Origin of the sequence: Nocardioides sp. (assembly GCF_964228225.1) — a bacterium.
In the GTDB taxonomy this organism is placed as follows: domain Bacteria; phylum Actinomycetota; class Actinomycetes; order Propionibacteriales; family Nocardioidaceae; genus Nocardioides.
On the sequence record NZ_CAXQZB010000078.1, the window covers coordinates 64,264 to 80,609 of the forward strand.

The following is a 16,346-nucleotide window of genomic DNA, read 5'->3' on the forward strand; positions in this document are numbered from 1 at the left end:
CGACGGGGCGACCGGCTGACCGGCCAACCGGAGCGACAGGGGCGCGACCGGGGCGACCGGTCGGTCGCGGCGTGTCAGTCGGCGACGCGATCGGGCGCGCGGTGCCGCTTCGCGAGGCGGTGGCCGACCTTGATCAACGGCTGCTCGAGCAGCCGGTGCAGCACCCAGGCGCCGAAGACCGCGAGGCCCAGCCCGATGATCGGGGCGATCACGCCCTGGGCCACGCCGGTCGCCGGGAGCAGGGCCTGCACGAGGTTCAGCGCGAATCCGTGGGTGAGGTAGAAGGCGTAGGACACCGCCCCGAGGAACACCAGCGGGCGTGAGGACAGCACCGCGACCCCGCGGTGGCGACCCGTCACCAGGCCCGCCAGGAGCAGGGTGACCGGGAGGCCGTAGGCGACGTAGCCGGGCTGGTCGAGCTCGATCCGGTCGGTGCCCAGCTGCAGGGCCACCACGACGAGCAGCACGCCGAGGAAGACCCGTGGGCGCCCGAGCACCGAGAGCCGGCCGTACCAGCGGGCGTCGTCGAGCAGCAGCGCCAGCACGCAGCCCATCGCGATGAGGGCGTAGGGACGCAGCAGGTAGCCGACGGGGCTGAGCACCAGGGGCGCGCACGCGAAGGCGGTGCCCATCACAACCAGCCAGCCGATCCGCAGCCGCTGCGAGTGCCGCGAGCGGGCGAGCAGCCAGAAGCCCACGATCGGCCAGACGAAGTAGAACTTCTCCTCGATGCCCAGCGACCATGCGGCCGCGAACGGCGGTTCGACGCCGGTGGAGTTCAGCAGCGCCTGCTCGGGCAGGAACAGCAGGTAGTAGGGCAGGGAGTCCAGGAACGCGGCCCGGCGCTCGGGCTGGAAGCCCAGCACCAGGATCAGCACCGCGTAGCCCGCGAGCACCGTGGCGTAGAGCGGGTAGATCCGGAACACGCGACGGATGTAGAAGGCGCGCAGGTCGAGCCGGCCGCGGCGGTGCTCCTCGCGGCGCGAGAGGGTGGTGATGAGGAAGCCGCTGAGCACGAAGAAGAACGTCACGCCGGTGCCGCCGTGCAGGCGGTCCCAGAACAGCGCGTCGATGTGGCTGCTGAACACCAGCAGGATCGACACGGCGCGCAGGCCGTCGAGCTCCCCGAAGTAGCGCCGGGCCCGGTACTCCTCGTGGGTCCAGGGGGCGGTGCCTGCGCCGCCCTCGCCGCTCGTGCTGCCGGCGGTCAGGTCGGTCTCGCGGGTGCTCATCGGACTGCTCCCGTGGTGACGGAGTCGAGGACGGCGGCGCCGTAGTGCGCCCAGTCGGGGTGGGGCCGGTCGAGGCCGCGGAAGGCGCGGGCGTGGGCCAGGCGCGTGTCCCAGTCCAGCGCGACGACGGCGTGCAGCGCGGCGGCGAGGTCGCCCGTGCCGTCGGCGCCGAGCGGATCCACGGTGGTGGTGGCGGGCAGGGCGGCCACGACCTCCCGGGCCCCGCAGTGCGGGCTGAGGATCAGCGGCAGACCGGCCGCCGCGGCCTCGGTGACCACGAAGCCGAAGGTGTCGTCGAGGGTGGGCAGCACGAACGCGTCCGCGGCGCGGTACTCCGCGCGCAGCGCGACCGGGTCGAGGGTGCCGAGCACCGTGACGTTCGAGGGCAGGTCGGCCAGCAGGTGGGCGTGGAACACCGGGCCGGCCAGGCGCACGTCGACCCCGGGGACGCGGCGCGCGGCCTCCAGCAGCGAGGGGATGCCCTTGCGATGACACACCTGCCCGACGAACAGCACCCGGGGCCGCGCGTCGGGCCGGGCGGGGGCGTCCTCGCCGTCGGTGAGGCCGAAGTCGGCCAGCGACACCGCGTAGGGGTGCACCCGCACCTTCTCGGCCGGCACGCCGTGGCGGGTCATGCCGTCGGCGGTGGCGCGGCTGGGCACCAGCACGTGGTCGGCCAGGGCCAGCTCGGCCTCGATCCGCTCGACCAGGGCGTCGGGGTAGATCTCGGCCCGCGCCGCCGCACGGCCGTAGGCCTCCTCCAGCACCCGGTTGTGCTCGCGCGGGTGGGCGTCGATCGCGTTGAACACCCGCACGACGCCCGCGGGCGCCGTCGCGAAGGTCCGCAGGCTCGAGCCCGGCATCCCGACGACGACGTCGCCGGGACCCAGCGGTCGCCGCGCCAGGCGCCGGGCGACCGCGTGGTCGTAGGCGGTCTTCCACCGCCGCTCGCCGAGCTCCCAGCCGGTGCGGGGGTCGGTGACGGCCCCCACCACGCGCATCAGCTCGGGGCGGCGGCCCACGCGCACGTCGCCGGCCGCGCTCTGGCGCGCGGAGCGCTCCCGGGCCCGCGCGGCGTGGGCGCGCGCGGAGGCGCGGAAGCCGCCCTTGAGCAGGGCCAGGCCGGCGACGAACCGGTCGTCCACGACGTAGCGCGCGTCGAGCTCGCCGCGGCGCGCGGCCTCGGCGGCGATCGCGGTGATGCTGTGGTCGCGCCACGAGGCGGCGACGACGACGCGCCGGCCGGCGGGCTGCGCGTGAGGGTGCGGGAGGGGGTCCGAGAGGGGCTGCGGGGAGGCGGACGAGGGGTCGTCAACCGGCATGCGGGGGGTCATCCTGTCCGGAACGGGGGGTGGGCAGGTCGGGCTGTCCGGCGGCGGCGACGGCGGTGGCGCTCGGCGGGACGGGTTCGAGCGGGTCGCCGGCGACGGCCATCTCGAGCGCCGGGTCGGGGAGGAGGTCGTGCGGCACCGGCCCGGCGAGGTGCCCGTCCCCCATCCTGCGGCGCAGCACCTGCACCTCCATCACGTAGACCACGAGGTGGACCCCGATCCACACGCCGAGCGCGAGCTCGACCGAGTCCAGCCGCGCCGAGAGGTAGAGGGCCGCCACCGCGGCGAAGGACCACCAGGCGTTGATCGTGAACACCGGCTTGGCCAGGTCGCGGGGGAACATGATGAGCAGCTCGAAGCTGCGCAGGGTCATGGTGCTGGCCAGCGCGACGCCGATCAGCACCGAGGTGCCGCGGTCGAGCTCGAGCTTGCCGGCGAACAGGAAGTCGGCGGCCACCGGCCCCAGCGCACACCACGTGAGCAGGGCCGCCAGCGGCAGCCAGGTGAGCACCAGCGCCTCGGGACGTCGGGTCCACAGCGAGCCGAGCGGTACCCGCGCCGCCACGCCGGCGGCGGCGACGGCGATGAACGCCTGCGGCAGGATCGAGGTCGCGCTCACCGAGGTCTTGAGCATCTGGTCCACGGCGTTGAAGTGCGCGAGCGAGGCGGCCGCCCCGAGGGCGAAGATGGTCGGGCCGCCGAGGGTGAAGAAGGCGAACCCCGAGCGCGCCAGCGTGCCGTCGAACTGCACCCGCAGCTCGGCGAGGTGCTCGGCGCGGCTGATCGGACCGCACGGTGCGGTGATGCGCAGGATCGAGCGGGTGTTCAGCCCCAGGGTGACCAGGCTGGCCACGACGTTGAGCGCGGCGTAGGTGGCCAGCGGCGCGCCCGCGGCCAGCGCGGCCGTGGCCAGGGCGTAGCCGGAGAGCCGGACCACCCCCTCGTTCACCGCCAGCTGGCCGGGGTTCTCGGTGCCGCCGTAGAACCACGACATCGAGAAGCTGTTCAGCGCCAGGCCGACCATGAACAACCAGGCGGCGCCGGTGTCGTCGACGTCGACGACCCAGATGATGGCCGTGGCGATCGGCAGCGCCGCCGCGAGCACGATCCCCCGGGTGGACAGGCTCAGCCAGAACAGCCGGCGCCGCTCGACGGCGTCGCCCACCGCCACCCGGTGGCCCCCGATGGAGGCCCAGGCCAGCCCGCAGATGATCGTGAGCACGGCGCCGACGCTGATGCCGGTGCCCAGCGACACCCAGCCCGCGGGGCCGAAGTTCGAGGCGACCAGCGGCAGCAGGACGAGGCTCGCCATCAGCGAGAACGCGGGGAGGAGCGCGAACCCTGCGAGGCGTCGGACGTGGGAGATCATGGGGGGCCCTTCCGATCGGTGCGGCCTCACCCTACGCCTGCGGGGGCATGCCCGCCCCGGGATCGCCCGCCCCGATCATCCCGCCCCGATCACACGTGCCGATCCCACGCCCCGCGTACAGTGCGGCCTCGAGGTCGCGCCGCCGGTGCGACCCCGGACCCGGGTCCGGTGAGTGGAGGCAGGAGTGAGCCAGCGGTGATCGAGCGCGTCGTCGAGTGGGTGCGCACCCACAACCCGCGGCCGGTCATGGCCGTCGTGGTGCTGCTGCGCACGGTGCTGGAGTGGCTGATCCCCGGGCGCCGCCGCCGTGCGGTCGAGGCCATGCGGCTCTTCCGGCCCGAGGCCGACGCCCGCACCCTGCGCCGGCTCGCCTGGCGCCACCTGCGCTTCGCCAACTTCCGCAGCGAGGTGCGCTACCGCCCCGGCGACCTCGTGCGCCAGCGGGTGGAGGGCCTCGAGCACCTCCACGCGGCCCAGGCCGACGGCACCGCCACGATCCTCACGTTCCTCCACCACGGCTACTACGCCGGCGCGTACGCGTCGCTGGCCAACGCCGGCGTGCCGCAGACGATCGTCGTCTCGGACGAGTCGATGGCCGAGCGGCCGCCGCTGTGGTTGCGCCACCACATCAAGATGGCCGGCTCGGGTCCCGGCATCACGTTCGTGGGCGTCGGCATCGGCTTCCGCGGCATGGTCGCGGTGCTCGAGAGCGGCGCCACCCTCACCATGGCCTGCGATGTGCCGGGCCGCCACCGGGTGGAGTTCCTGGGGCGCTCGTGGTCGGGCACCACCAGCATCGCCGGACTCGCCGTCCGCACCGGCGCGCGCATCGTGCCGGTCACCAGCGAGCAGCGTGACGGCACCCCCGTCGTCGTGGTCAACCCCGCGCTCGACCCCGCGGACTTCCCCGACGCCGACGCACTCACCACCGCGCTGCTCGCCACCCTCGCCCCCTCGGCCCTGGCCTGGCCCGACGGCTACGACGTGCCGCTGCAGATGTGGCAGCCCTGGCCGGGGGCCGACCGGGCCTGAGGGACCCGGCCTCAGGGAGCGGGTTCCCGGGGGTGGAGGGTCGGCTGGACGGGGTGTCTGAGGAAATACCCCGGGCTGCATAGACAGGCATAACCCCACGGGGTTTCGTTCGTTGTGCACGTGTCCGGCCACGATCCGGTGCTGTCGGACACGACCCCCCGTCGACCTCTTCCCCCCGAGAGGCCCCCTTGTGAACCCCCTCAGCCCCACCCCCCCACCCGCCGCCCCCTTCACCGACGTGCCCGGGAGCTCCTCCACGTCCGTGCGACGTCCCACCGACCTGCCCCCGCGTGCGGCCGCCTCCTCCGCCCCCGTGCTGCCGAGCCCCGTGCTGCCCACCCTCGAGCTCCCGCCCGCCGGGGCCCGCGGCCACCGCGCCACCCTGCGCCCGGCGATCTCGCGCACGCGGCTCACGATCGTGACGATGCTCACCGACGCCCTGCTGCTCGGTGCCGCCGCGGTGCTCGCCGCCGTCGCCCGCGACCACCTGCCGGTGTTCGAGGAGGGGTACCGCGTCACGCAGTCGCTGTGGCTCATCGCCCCGGTGCTGGTCTCGATGTGGCTCGCCCTGATCGCGGCCGTCGGCGGCTACGGCTCCGAGGTGTTCGGCGTCGGCACCGACGAGTACCGCCGGATCGTGCGCGGCTCCACCCTCACCGCCGCCGCGGTCGGCATCACCTGCTTCCTGCTCGACTTCCCGCTCTCCCGCGGGTTCTTCTTCGTCGTCTTCACCGCCGGCGTCCCCGCGCTGCTCGCGGGTCGGCTCGTGCGACGCCAGCTGCTCAAGAGCGCCCGCTCGCGGGGTCGCCTCGCCACCCGCGTGCTCGTGTGCGGCACCCCCGACCACGTGGACGAGATCGCCGCCGTGCTCGGCCGTGAGACCTGGCTCGGCTACCGCGTCGTGGGGGCCCTGCTCCCGCACGACGCGATCGGGTCCGCCATGGCCGAGGGTGGCCGCACCCGACGCGGTGTGCGGGTGCTCGGCGCCGCGGACGACGTCGTCACCGCCGTGCGCGGTCACCAGCCCGACGTCGTCGTGCTGGCCGACGGTGCGGTGGGCAGCGACGACCAGGCCCGCCGCCTGGTCTGGCAGCTCGAGGACGACGACGTGCGGGTGATGCTCGCCCCGCGCCTGACCGACGTGTCCCAGGAGCGGGTGCGGATGCGCCCGATGGCGGGCCTGCCGCTGGTGCACCTGGAGAAGTCCCGCTCCCTGCGCGCCTCGCGGGCCGGGAAGCGGCTCTTCGACGTCGTCGCGGCCTCGTTGCTGCTCGTCGTCTTCAGCCCGGTGTTCCTCGTCGTCGCGGTGGCCATCAAGCGCCACGACGGTGGCAGCGTGCTGTTCAAGCAGCGTCGGGTGGGCATGCGGGGCGTGCCGTTCGACTGCGTGAAGTTCCGCACGATGGTGCCCGACGCCGAGGCCCTGCTCGCCTCGCTCAAGGTGGGCGACGGTCCGGGCCTGTTCAAGCTCGACAACGACCCGCGCATCACCGCGCCCGGCGCCTGGCTGCGCCGTTACTCCCTCGACGAGCTGCCCCAGTTGCTCAACGTGCTCAAGGGCGACATGAGCCTGGTCGGACCCCGACCCGGTCTCATCTCCGAGGCGCGCCACTACGCCGGCGGCATCGAGCGTCGGCTGCGCGTGCGCCCCGGGATGACCGGCCTGTGGCAGGTCTCGGGTCGCGCCGACCTCACCTACGACGAGTCCGTGCGCCTGGACCTGTACTACGTCGACACCTGGTCGATGGTCCAGGACCTGCAGATCCTCGTGCGCACGCTCACCGCGGTCGCCGGCGGCCGCGGAGCGTACTGAGCGTGGGGACCGCGTCCGGCACCTCCCGCACCCCCTCCGGCGCCCCACGCCACGTCGTCCACGTCACCGAGACCTTCGGCGGCGTGGAGACCTACCTGCGGTTGCTGCTGGCCTACTGGCAGGACCCCGGCGTCCGGTTCTCCTTCGTGCTCGGCGCGGAGGGGCCCTTCGCCGAGGACCTGCGGGCCGAGGGCTACGCGGTGGAGATCGTGCCCATGCCCCGCTCCACCACGCAGCTCGGCGCGCTGCGGGCCCGCGGCCCGCTGCGCCGCGCGCTGAAGCGGCTCGACCCCGACGTCGTGCACCTGCACAGCTCGCAGGCCGGCTTCGTGGGCCGGCTGGCCTGGCGGCGCACGCCGATGTTCTACACCCCCCACGCCTTCTTCTACCTGGGCCAGTCGGGGCTCAAGCGCTGGATCTTCCTCACCGCCGAGCGGGTGCTCGGACGGCTCAACGACGCCACGGTCCTGGCCACCTCGCCGAGTGAGTGGGACCGCGCCGTCGGCGACGTCGGACTGCCGCTGGACCGCGCGGTCACGGTGCTCAACGGGGTGGAGGCCGCACAGGTCGAGCCGCGCGAGGGCACCCAGGACGTGTTCCGCGTCGGGATCGCCGCCCGCGTGGCGCCGCAGAAGGACCTCGGCACCTTCCTCGAGGCGGTCGCCGAGCTGCGCCGGCGACGTCGCGCCGACTTCGCCTTCGACCTCGTCGGCGTCGGGCACTACGACGGCGACGGCGCCGTGCTCGCCGGCGCGCTGGCCTACGCCGGCGTGGCCCCGGAGGACGTCGGCATCCACCCCTGGATGCCGCGCGCCGACCTGCTGGCCTGGCTCGAGACGTGCGACGCGATCGTGCTGACCTCGAAGTTCGAGAGCTTCGGGTACCTGCTGGCCGAGGCCACCGCCCGGGGCGTGCCGGTGGTGGGCACCGACGTCGACGGCATCCGCGACATCATCCAGCACGGCCGCACCGGACTGCTCGTGCCGCCCAGCGACCCGCACGCGGTGGCCCGGGCGCTGGAGTGGCTGGCCGCGACGCCGGAGTACCCGGAGATCAGCGAGCGGGCGCTCGCCGACGCCCGGGCCCGCCTCGGCGTCGAGCGGGTCGTGCGTCAGCTGGCGCTGCTCTACCGCTCGGCCGGCGGCGACCGCGACCTCACCCCGTCGGCCGTGGGCTCGGCCCCGGCCGCCACCCGTCACTGACCACCCCAGCCCTGGGTGCGTGTCTCCCGTTGTCACCAGCGACAGGCCCCGGTTGCCGGCCTGAACCGGTGCATTCCGCTGGTGACAACGGGAAACGGCGACCCCAGGACGGCGCGGACGGGTGAGGGGTCGTGTCCTAGCGTGGGAGGTGTGCTGACCCGTGCCCTCGACGCCGTCCTCGACCGGTCCCTGATCCTGGGCTACACCCGCATCGGTCCCGCGCTGCGGCGCCGGTGGTGGCCCGCCGACGCCGCGCCGGGGTCGCTGGAGGGCCGCCACGTCGTCGTCACCGGGGCGACCTCCGGGCTGGGGGAGGCGATGGTCGTGCCGCTGCTGCGCCTGGGCGCCACCGTGCACGTGCTGGGCCGCAACCCCGCCAAGGTCGCCGACGTGATCGGCGCCGTGCGGCGTGCGCACCCCGACCTGGCGGGAGAGCCCGGGCAGGTGCTGGTGCCGGAGGTGTGCGACGTCGGCGACCTCGACGCCGTGCGCGCCTGGTGCGCCGACCTCGCCGCGCGGGTGCCGGTGCTGCACGGTCTGGTGCACAACGCCGGGGTGATGGTGCCGACGCGCACCGAGACCGCCCAGGGCCACGAGCAGGCCCTGGCCGTGCACGTGCTCGGCCCGCACCTGATGACCGAGCTGCTGCGTCCGCAGCTGGCCGCCGCCGCAGGCGCGTCCGGTCCTCAGGGTGGGGGCGCGGTCGTGGTGTGGATGTCCTCGGGCGGGATGTACTCCGCGGGGCTGCGCACCACCCCCGACACCATCGAGTACCGCGACGGCACCTACGACGGCGTGCGCGGCTACGCCCGCACCAAGCGGATGCAGGTCGTGCTCGCCGACGTCTGGCATGACCGGGTGGCGGCCGAGGGCATCGCGGTGTACTCCACCCACCCCGGCTGGGCCGCCACTCCGGGGGTCAGCGACAGCCTGCCGGGCTTCGACAAGGTGATGGGACCGCTGCTGCGCGACGCCGCCTCCGGCGCCGACACCGCGGTCTGGCTGGTCGCCACCCGGCCGGCCTCGCCGGGCCGCCACCACTTCTGGCACGACCGGGCCGCCCGGCCGACCACCTACCCCGTGCAGCGCGAGCCCGCGGCCGCCGCCGTCGCGGCGTTCGTGGCCTACGTGGAGGAGGCGACCGGCACCCGGGCGCCGGCCCGATGAGTGTCCGGTGAGTGCCCTGAGGAGTGCACCGGTGAGGCGGCGTTGACCCCCGGGGAGGGCACGGAGGGGCTGGCCGAGCCGCTGCGCTCGCGCTGGAGCCCCTCCTCCTTCGACCCCGACCACGTGCCGGACGACGCCGTCGTGGAGCGGCTGCTGCAGGCGGCGCGCTGGGCGCCGAGCTGGGGCAACCGGCAGTCGACGCGGCTGGTCGTGCTGCGGGCCGGCACCCCGGGGCACGCGGCGTTCCTCGCTCGGCTGCGCCGCGGCAACGCGGGCTGGGTGCCGACGGCACCGCTGGTGGTCCTCGTCGCCCTGCAGCGCGAAGCCGAGCCGGCGGCGGCGGGGGCGGCGTCGTCGGAGCGCGGCGGGGGGCGCGACTTCGCGGTCTACGACGCCGGGCAGGCTGCCGCCCACCTCACCCTCCAGGCGCGCGCCGAGGGGCTCGAGGCCCATCAGCTGGCGGGGTTCGACCACGCCGGCGTCGCGGTCGACCTGGGCGCGCCGCCCACGCTCGAGGTGCTGGTGGCGATCGCCCTCGGCCGGCACCGCCCGCCCGAGCTGCCCGAGCTGGCCGAGCGGGAGGCGCGTCCGCGCGAACGGCGGCCGCTGGCCGAGCTGGCGCGCGACGGCGGGTGGCGTCGTGCGTGGGGCGACCCACCCGAGGTGGGGTGAGGGATCAGGTCGGTCCTGGCAGGATCGGATCATGACCGCTCTCCAGGACTTCTCCGCCACCAGCATCGACGGCCGCGAGGTCGCCCTCAGCGACTACGCCGGCAAGGTCGTGCTCGTCGTCAACACCGCCTCCCAGTGCGGTTTCACCCCCCAGTACAAGGGGCTGCAGGAGCTGCACGAGCGCTACGCCGAGCAGGGCCTGGTGATCCTCGGGTTCCCGTGCGACCAGTTCGGTGGCCAGGAGCCCGGCAGCGACACCGAGATCGCCTCCTTCTGCGAGCGCAACTTCGGGGTCACCTTCCCGCTGTTCTCCAAGATCGAGGTGAACGGCGACGGCGCCCACCCGCTGTACCAGTGGCTGCGCAGCGAGAAGGGCGGCGCGCTGGGCAGCAAGATCAAGTGGAACTTCACCAAGTACCTCGTGGGCAAGAACGGTCAGGTCATCGACCGCTACGCCCCCACCACCAAGCCGGAGAAGCTGGTCAAGGACATCGAGAAGGCGCTGGCATCCTGAGCACCTTCGAGACCGGGACCACCGCCTCGGCGGTGGTCCCGGTGCCGCGCGAGCAGGTGTGGGCGGCCCTGGTCGACCCTGCCCTGATCGCGCACCTGACGCCGTTCGTGGCCCGGATCGAGCCCACCGGTGCGAGCGTGCCCGACGGCTTCGACCCGCTCACCGGCGACGGTCGGCAGCACTGGGCCTGGACGCTCTCGGGGATCGCCGTGGCGGGACTCGACTTCGCCGCCACGTTCACCGAGGAGATGACGTTCACCGCGCCGTCGCGGCTGGAGTTCCGCCACGACCCGCCGCGCGGGGAGAAGGAGCGGGCCGGCGTCACCGGCTGGTACGCGCTGTCCGAGCACCCCGAGGGCGCGCTGCTCGAGACGAGCCTGACGATCCGGGTCGAGCTCCCGCTGCCCCGGATGTCGGGTCCGGTCGTGCGCCGCACCATGGGCGCGGTGGTGGAGAAGATGGGCGACCGGTTCTCGGCGCGGCTGCTGGACCACCTCGGGGTCTCGGGTACTCCCGAGTAGCCCTCTAGGGTCGCAGGGGCGGCGTCGATCGGCGTCGCGCGAGGCGAGTCGAGAGGTGGACGGCGTGGACACGTCACAGCGGATCGGGGTCATCGGAGGCGGCCTGATGGGCGCCGGCATCGCGGAGGTCAGCGCGCGTGCGGGGCACCCGGTCACGGTCATCGAGGCCACCGACGTCGCCGCCAAGGCGGCCCTGGGCCGGCTCGAGGCGTCGCTCTCGCGCGCCGAGGCCAAGGGCAAGATCGACTCGGCCGCGGCCGTGCTCGACCGGATCGCGGTCGAGACCGAGCTCGACGCCGTCGCCGACGCCGCCGTGGTGGTGGAGGCGATCGTGGAGGACGAGGCCGCCAAGGTCGCGCTCTTCAAGCGGCTCGACGAGGTGCTGATCGCCCCCGACGCGATCCTGGCCTCCAACACCTCCTCGATCCCGATCATGAAGCTCGGCGTGGTCACCAGCCGCCCCCAGCAGGTGATCGGCATCCACTTCTTCAACCCCGTGCCGGTGCTCTCGCTGGTCGAGCTCGTGCCCTCGCTGCTCACCGGGGAGGAGACGATGGCCCGCTCGCGCGCCTGGGTGCAGGACTCCCTGGGCAAGAAGGCGATCGACTGCCAGGACCGTGCCGGGTTCGTCGTCAACGCCCTGCTGATCCCCTTCATCCTCTCCGCGATCCGGATGTACGAGTCCGGCTTCGCCTCGGCCGAGGACATCGACCGCGGTCTGGTGCTGGGGGCCGCCCACCCGCAGGGCCCGCTCGCCCTGGCCGACCTCATCGGCCTGGACACCACCAAGGCGGTCGCGGAGTCGCTCTACGAGGAGTTCAAGGAGCCGCTGTACGCGCCCCCGCCGCTGCTGCAGCGGATGGTCGACGCCGGTCTGCTGGGCCGCAAGGCCGGTCGCGGGTTCTACACCTACTCCCGCTGACGCCGGCCCCACCCGCCGACCGGCCCGGTTGACCGTCGGGTCCGACGGTTACTTGATCGTCACCGACGACGCCCCTCAGGGTGGCGGTATGTCCCGCACCGCCACCACGTCGTCCTACTCGATCACCATGCGCCTGTTCACCGACCCCGACCACGGCGTCGTCGGGGCGGTGGCCACCGCGATCTCGGACGCGGGCGGCATCGTCACCGCGATCGACGTCGCGGAGTCGACCCACACCCGGCTGGTGCTCGACGTCACCTGCTCGGCCGTGGACGCCGACCACGCGGCGCAGCTGCGCGACGCCGTCGACGCGGTGCCGGGCGTGGCGGTGCACAAGGTCTCCGACCGCACCTTCCTGCTCCACCTCGGCGGCAAGATCGAGGTGTCCTCCAAGGTGCCGCTGCGCACCCGCGACGACCTGTCGATGGCCTACACCCCCGGGGTCGGGCGGGTCAGCCTCGCGCTGGCCGAGAACCCCGAGGACGTGCGGCGGCTGACGGTGAAGGGCAACTCGGTCGCGGTGGTCACCGACGGCTCGGCGGTGCTGGGGCTGGGCAACATCGGTCCGGGTGCGGCGCTGCCGGTGATGGAGGGCAAGGCGGCGCTGTTCAAGCGCTTCGCGGGGATCGACGCGTGGCCGATCTGCCTCGACACCCAGGACACCGACGAGATCGTGCGCACCGTGGAGCTCATCGCCCCCGGGTTCGGCGGCATCAACCTCGAGGACATCGCCGCCCCGCGGTGCTTCGAGATCGAGCGCCGGCTGCGCGAACGCCTCGACATCCCCGTCTTCCACGACGACCAGCACGGCACGGCGATCGTCGTGCTCGCCGCGCTCACCAACGCCCTGCGGGTGGTGGGCAAGGAGCTGGCCGCGGCCCGCATCGTCGTCTCGGGCGCGGGTGCGGCGGGCAGCGCGATCGTGAGCCTGCTGCTGGCCGCCGGCTGCGTCGACATCGTGGTCTACGACCGTGAGGGCTGCCTGGTGCCGGACCTGCCCGACCTCGCCCCCGCCAAGCGCGACCTCGCCGCGCGCACCAACCCCCGCCGCGTGACCGGCAGCCTGCGCGACGGCCTGCAGGGCGCCGACGTGTTCATCGGCGTCAGCGCCCCGAACATCCTCGACGCCGACTGGATCCCCGAGATGGCCGCCGACGCCGTCGTGTTCGCCCTGGCCAACCCCGACCCGGAGGTCGACCCCGGCGACGCGGCGCGGCACGCCAAGGTCGTGGCCTCGGGCCGCTCGGACTACCCCAACCAGATCAACAACGTGCTCGCCTTCCCCGGCGTCTTCCGCGGCCTGCTCGACGCCCGCGCCCACGAGGTCACGGTGCCGATGCTGCTGCGGGCGGCCGAGGCGCTGGCCCACGTCGTCACCGACGAGGAGCTGAACCCCACCTTCATCGTGCCCAGCGTCTTCCACCCCGACGTCGCGGGGGCGGTGGCCGCGGCCATCCGCGACGCCGCCTCCCCCACCACCTGAGCCCGGGTCGGGCCGGGTCGGGTCGGGTCGCCCCCCGCCGGCGCCCCCCGGGGGGTCAGTCGGCGGCGGAGAGGGGCACCTGCTCCAGCTGCCCGGCGGGGCGGAACTGCACCAGGTCCTCCAGGGCCGCGTCGCGGGTGACGGCGTCGGGGGCGGCGACCTCCACCGCGAAGGGGTGGTCGGCGTAGGCGATCGCGGCCTCGTAGCCGGCCGGGCGCCGGTCGGCGTCCTCGAAGCGCACCCGGCCCCCGGAGATCGGCAGCGGACCGGTCGGGAAGATCGCGTCGAGGTAGGACAGGCCGCGGGTCAGGGTGGTGCGGCGGCTGTAGGTGACGGTCACCAGCCGCTGCCGGAACTGGTAGCTGCACCGCAGCTCGGTCGGTCGTTCCAGCGCGCGGGCCGGCCGCTCGACCGGGCCGCAGCGCGGGCTGCGGACGTTGAGCGAGGGGAACACCCAGGCCAGGCCCCGCAGCCCGTCGGGGGTGCCGCAGGTGCCGGTGTCGGCGATCGAGCCGTCCCAGCAGCGCACCTGGTCCGGCAGCGGCGCGGGGTCCGGGAGCGGTGCCCACAGGAGGCGCTGGCCCGTCGCCGCGGTGCCCGCGAGTAACGCCAGGGCCGGGACCAGCACCAGCACCACCCGCCAGCGTCGCCACCACCCCGGGCGGGCGTCGACCTGCACCACCGGCACCGGTGCCCCGCCCGACCCGCCGGCGTGCGCGGCGTCGGCCGGTCGGGGGGGCCCGGGGTTCAGCCGGGACAGCAGATCGTCGGACATCGGGTTCTCCAGGGGTGGGGGGAGCCGGGTCATTCTCCACGACGGGCGCCGCTCGTGGGGCGGCCGCCGCGCGAGCAGTGGGTGAACGGCGAGGAGATTTACCCCCCGGGACGTCGCCGTCGCGGTGTGGCCGGGAGCACACTGGAGGGGTGTCCTACGGAGTGCTCGCCTCGAAATCCGCCACCGTGATGGTCGAGTCGCTGCCCGGATCCGGCAGCTCCAGCGGGCCCGGCACGGCGTCCGATGCGGTGCTGGACCGCTTCCGCGCGGCGTGGGGGTCGGCGTGGGTGCCGGCCCGGCTCACGCTCACCCGCCTGCACCTCAACCTGATCCCGACCCGGGCCGTGCCGGGGCTGGCCATGGTCGACCTCGACCTGCCCGACATCGTGCGGGTCGAGCTCAGCGGCGCCCGGCTGTCGAAGGAGATCGGTGTCGTGCTCGCCGCGCACCGGCTGCAGGTGCGCGTCGTCGGGGCCTCGACCCTGGCCCAGCTGATCGCCAGCACCGCCGAGGCCGCCCGCACCGCGCCCCGGGCCGCTCGTCCCCGCCCGTCGGCTCCGTCCGCCCCGGGCGGGGCGGTCGCGCAGCCCCCGCGGGCCCCGGGGACGCCGGGAACGCCGGGAACGCCGGGAGCACCGGGAGCACCGCGTCCGGCGGAGCCGTCGGGGCGTGCGACCCCGGGTCCCGCCCGCGGCGGCGGGCGCCACGTGCCGGCCTGGCTGCGGACGCCGGTGGAGGAGCACTCCTCCGTGCGGGGTGGTTGGTGACGCCCGTCACTTGACATCTCCAACCCTCTTGTCAAGCGGCTTTACATCCCCTACCTTGATGTAAACCTTGCGAGCGGGCCGCGGCCCGCTCGCCCCAGGACACCCAGGACAGGGGGCATCGATGGAGATCGCCAACAGCACCGTGCCGGTCGGGTCGACCGAGCAGTGGAAGGACAAGAAGCGCTACCTGTGGCTCATCGGCCTGGTGGTGCCGTCCCTGGCGTTCGTCGCCGTCGGGATGCACGAGCTCACCGGCTGGGGCGTGTGGTTCTGGATCGGCCCGATCGTGATCCTCGGCATCGTGCCGATGATCGACCTCGTCGCCGGGCTCGACCGCAGCAACCCGCCGGACGACGTCATCGAGGAGCTCGAGAACGACCGGTACTACCGCTGGGTGACCTACCTCTTCCTGCCGATCCAGTACGCCGGCTTCATCGGCGCCTTCTGGCTCATCACCCAGGGCGATCTGTCCACCTGGGACAAGATCGGCCTGGCCGTCTCGATCGGCTGCGTCGGCGGCATCGGCATCAACACCGCCCACGAGCTCGGGCACAAGCGCGAGGCCAACGAGCGCTGGCTGTCCAAGATCGCCCTCGCCCAGGTGGCGTACGGCCACTTCTACATCGAGCACAACCGCGGTCACCACGTGCGCGTCGCCACGCCCGAGGACCCCGCCTCCAGCCGGCTGGGCGAGAACTTCTACCAGTTCTGGCCCCGCACGGTCGGCGGCTCGCTGAAGAGCGCCTGGCACCTGGAGAAGAAGCGCTACGCCCGCAAGGACACCCACCCCTTCCACTGGGGCAACGACGTGCTCAACGCCTGGCTGATGACCGCCGTGCTCTGGGGCGGGCTGGTGGCCTGGCTCGGGATCGAGATCCTGCCGCTGCTCGTGCTCCAGGCCGTGATCGGCTTCTCGCTGCTCGAGGTCGTCAACTACATGGAGCACTACGGCATGCTGCGCCAGAAGGTCGGCACCGCCGAGCGCCAGCGCTACGAGCGGGTCGACCCCTCGCACTCGTGGAACTCCAACAACATCGCCACCAACGTGCTGCTCTACCACCTGCAGCGCCACAGCGACCACCACGCCAACCCGACCCGCCGCTACCAGACGCTGCGCGACTTCGAGGAGAGCCCGGTGCTGCCCACCGGCTACGCCGGCATGATCGTGCTGGCCCTCGTCCCGCCGCTGTGGCGCAAGGTGATGGACCAGCGCGTCGTCGACCACTTCGGGGGCGACGTGTCGCGGGCCAACATCGTGCCCCGCAAGCGTGAGCGGATCCTGGCCAAGTACGGCGTCGCCCCCGCCGCCGTGGTCGAGGAGCCCGTGGCCTCCGACCACACCCCCGGCGCGGTGGCCGAGGTCCTGGCCGCCCGCTGCCCCGGCTGCAGCTACACCTACGAGGTCGAGGTGGGCAACGAGCTCGAGGGCTTCGCCGCCGGCACCGCCTGGGCCGACATCCCCGACGACTGGACCTGCCCCGACTGCGGCGTGCGCGACAAGGTCGACTTCGTGCCGGTGGACCCCCAGGACCGGGTGGGTGCCTGA

Annotated in this window: 15 protein-coding genes; 11 read left to right on the forward strand and 4 right to left on the reverse strand. The window is 73.9% G+C overall.

What is annotated here, in order from left to right:
• Nucleotides 1–74: 74 nt before the first annotated feature.
• Genes ACERUJ_RS18040 through ACERUJ_RS18050 form a run of 3 tightly spaced genes read right to left on the reverse strand, consistent with a single transcriptional unit; the run spans nt 75 to nt 3,932 of the window.
• A complete protein-coding gene (locus tag ACERUJ_RS18040) occupies nt 75–1,232 on the reverse strand; it encodes an acyltransferase family protein (RefSeq protein WP_370250276.1) in 1,158 nt (385 codons plus the stop codon).
• Complete coding sequence (locus ACERUJ_RS18045) at nt 1,229–2,554, reverse strand: glycosyltransferase family 4 protein (RefSeq protein ID WP_370250277.1); 1,326 nt, start codon at nt 2,552–2,554, stop codon at nt 1,229–1,231. Before ACERUJ_RS18045 ends, ACERUJ_RS18040 begins: the two co-directional genes overlap by 4 nt.
• Complete coding sequence (locus tag ACERUJ_RS18050; protein ID WP_370250279.1) at nt 2,544–3,932, reverse strand: hypothetical protein; 1,389 nt, start codon at nt 3,930–3,932, stop codon at nt 2,544–2,546. The genes ACERUJ_RS18045 and ACERUJ_RS18050 overlap by 11 nt, the downstream gene beginning before the upstream one ends.
• Before the next feature lie 195 nt (nt 3,933–4,127).
• Between ACERUJ_RS18050 and ACERUJ_RS18055 the strand changes: the two genes are divergently transcribed.
• The 9 genes from ACERUJ_RS18055 to ACERUJ_RS18095 all read left to right on the forward strand — a co-directional run bounded on the left by ACERUJ_RS18055 (nt 4,128) and on the right by ACERUJ_RS18095 (nt 13,258).
• Nucleotides 4,128–4,964, forward strand: coding sequence for a hypothetical protein (locus ACERUJ_RS18055; protein WP_370250281.1), 837 nt, complete (start codon nt 4,128–4,130; stop codon nt 4,962–4,964).
• 262 nt (nt 4,965–5,226) lie between these two features.
• A complete protein-coding gene (locus ACERUJ_RS18060; RefSeq protein ID WP_370250282.1) occupies nt 5,227–6,777 on the forward strand; it encodes a sugar transferase in 1,551 nt (516 codons plus the stop codon).
• 2 nt (nt 6,778–6,779) lie between these two features.
• The gene (locus tag ACERUJ_RS18065; RefSeq protein ID WP_370250283.1) at nt 6,780–7,979 is read left to right on the forward strand and encodes a glycosyltransferase; all 1,200 of its coding nucleotides are present in this window, start codon (nt 6,780–6,782) and stop codon (nt 7,977–7,979) included.
• A 150-nt stretch (nt 7,980–8,129) separates the two neighbouring features.
• The gene (locus ACERUJ_RS18070) at nt 8,130–9,146 is read left to right on the forward strand and encodes an SDR family NAD(P)-dependent oxidoreductase (RefSeq protein WP_370250284.1); all 1,017 of its coding nucleotides are present in this window, start codon (nt 8,130–8,132) and stop codon (nt 9,144–9,146) included.
• A 42-nt stretch (nt 9,147–9,188) separates the two neighbouring features.
• On the forward strand, nt 9,189–9,818 hold the full coding sequence (locus ACERUJ_RS18075) for a nitroreductase family protein (protein WP_370250285.1): 630 nt from the start codon (nt 9,189–9,191) through the stop codon (nt 9,816–9,818).
• A 31-nt stretch (nt 9,819–9,849) separates the two neighbouring features.
• A complete protein-coding gene (locus ACERUJ_RS18080; RefSeq protein ID WP_370250286.1) occupies nt 9,850–10,332 on the forward strand; it encodes a glutathione peroxidase in 483 nt (160 codons plus the stop codon).
• Nucleotides 10,333–10,364: 32 nt separating this feature from the next.
• Nucleotides 10,365–10,853, forward strand: coding sequence for an SRPBCC family protein (locus ACERUJ_RS18085; protein ID WP_370250287.1), 489 nt, complete (start codon nt 10,365–10,367; stop codon nt 10,851–10,853).
• A gap of 64 nt (nt 10,854–10,917) precedes the next feature.
• Nucleotides 10,918–11,775, forward strand: a complete 858-nt coding sequence (locus ACERUJ_RS18090; RefSeq protein WP_370250289.1) for a 3-hydroxybutyryl-CoA dehydrogenase — start codon at nt 10,918–10,920, stop codon at nt 11,773–11,775.
• Between the two features lie 88 nt (nt 11,776–11,863).
• Nucleotides 11,864–13,258, forward strand: a complete 1,395-nt coding sequence (locus tag ACERUJ_RS18095) for an NAD-dependent malic enzyme (protein WP_370250290.1) — start codon at nt 11,864–11,866, stop codon at nt 13,256–13,258.
• Between the two features lie 55 nt (nt 13,259–13,313).
• On the opposite strand, the gene ACERUJ_RS18100 is transcribed toward ACERUJ_RS18095, so the two are convergent.
• Nucleotides 13,314–14,033: a hypothetical protein gene (locus ACERUJ_RS18100; protein ID WP_370250291.1), complete on the reverse strand. Its 720-nt coding sequence runs from the start codon at nt 14,031–14,033 to the stop codon at nt 13,314–13,316.
• A 149-nt stretch (nt 14,034–14,182) separates the two neighbouring features.
• Here ACERUJ_RS18100 and ACERUJ_RS18105 point away from each other — a divergent pair, with 149 nt between their 5' ends.
• Both ACERUJ_RS18105 and ACERUJ_RS18110 read left to right on the forward strand, forming a co-directional pair.
• Nucleotides 14,183–14,800, forward strand: coding sequence for a hypothetical protein (locus ACERUJ_RS18105; protein ID WP_370250292.1), 618 nt, complete (start codon nt 14,183–14,185; stop codon nt 14,798–14,800).
• 121 nt (nt 14,801–14,921) lie between these two features.
• Nucleotides 14,922–16,346, forward strand: a complete 1,425-nt coding sequence (locus ACERUJ_RS18110; RefSeq protein WP_370250293.1) for a fatty acid desaturase — start codon at nt 14,922–14,924, stop codon at nt 16,344–16,346.

Bases quoted from the DNA above. Each gene is read 5' to 3' on its own strand.
- ACERUJ_RS18040 (WP_370250276.1), bottom strand. From the start codon at position 1,232: ATGAGCACCCGCGAGACCGACCTGACCGCCGGCAGCACGAGCGGCGAG.
- ACERUJ_RS18045 (WP_370250277.1), bottom strand. From the start codon at position 2,554: ATGCCGGTTGACGACCCCTCGTCCGCCTCCCCGCAGCCCCTCTCGGAC.
- ACERUJ_RS18050 (WP_370250279.1), bottom strand. From the start codon at position 3,932: ATGATCTCCCACGTCCGACGCCTCGCAGGGTTCGCGCTCCTCCCCGCG.
- ACERUJ_RS18080 (WP_370250286.1), top strand. From the start codon at position 9,850: ATGACCGCTCTCCAGGACTTCTCCGCCACCAGCATCGACGGCCGCGAG.
- ACERUJ_RS18100 (WP_370250291.1), bottom strand. From the start codon at position 14,033: ATGTCCGACGATCTGCTGTCCCGGCTGAACCCCGGGCCCCCCCGACCG.
- ACERUJ_RS18095 (WP_370250290.1), top strand. From the start codon at position 11,864: ATGTCCCGCACCGCCACCACGTCGTCCTACTCGATCACCATGCGCCTG.
- ACERUJ_RS18110 (WP_370250293.1), top strand. From the start codon at position 14,922: ATGGAGATCGCCAACAGCACCGTGCCGGTCGGGTCGACCGAGCAGTGG.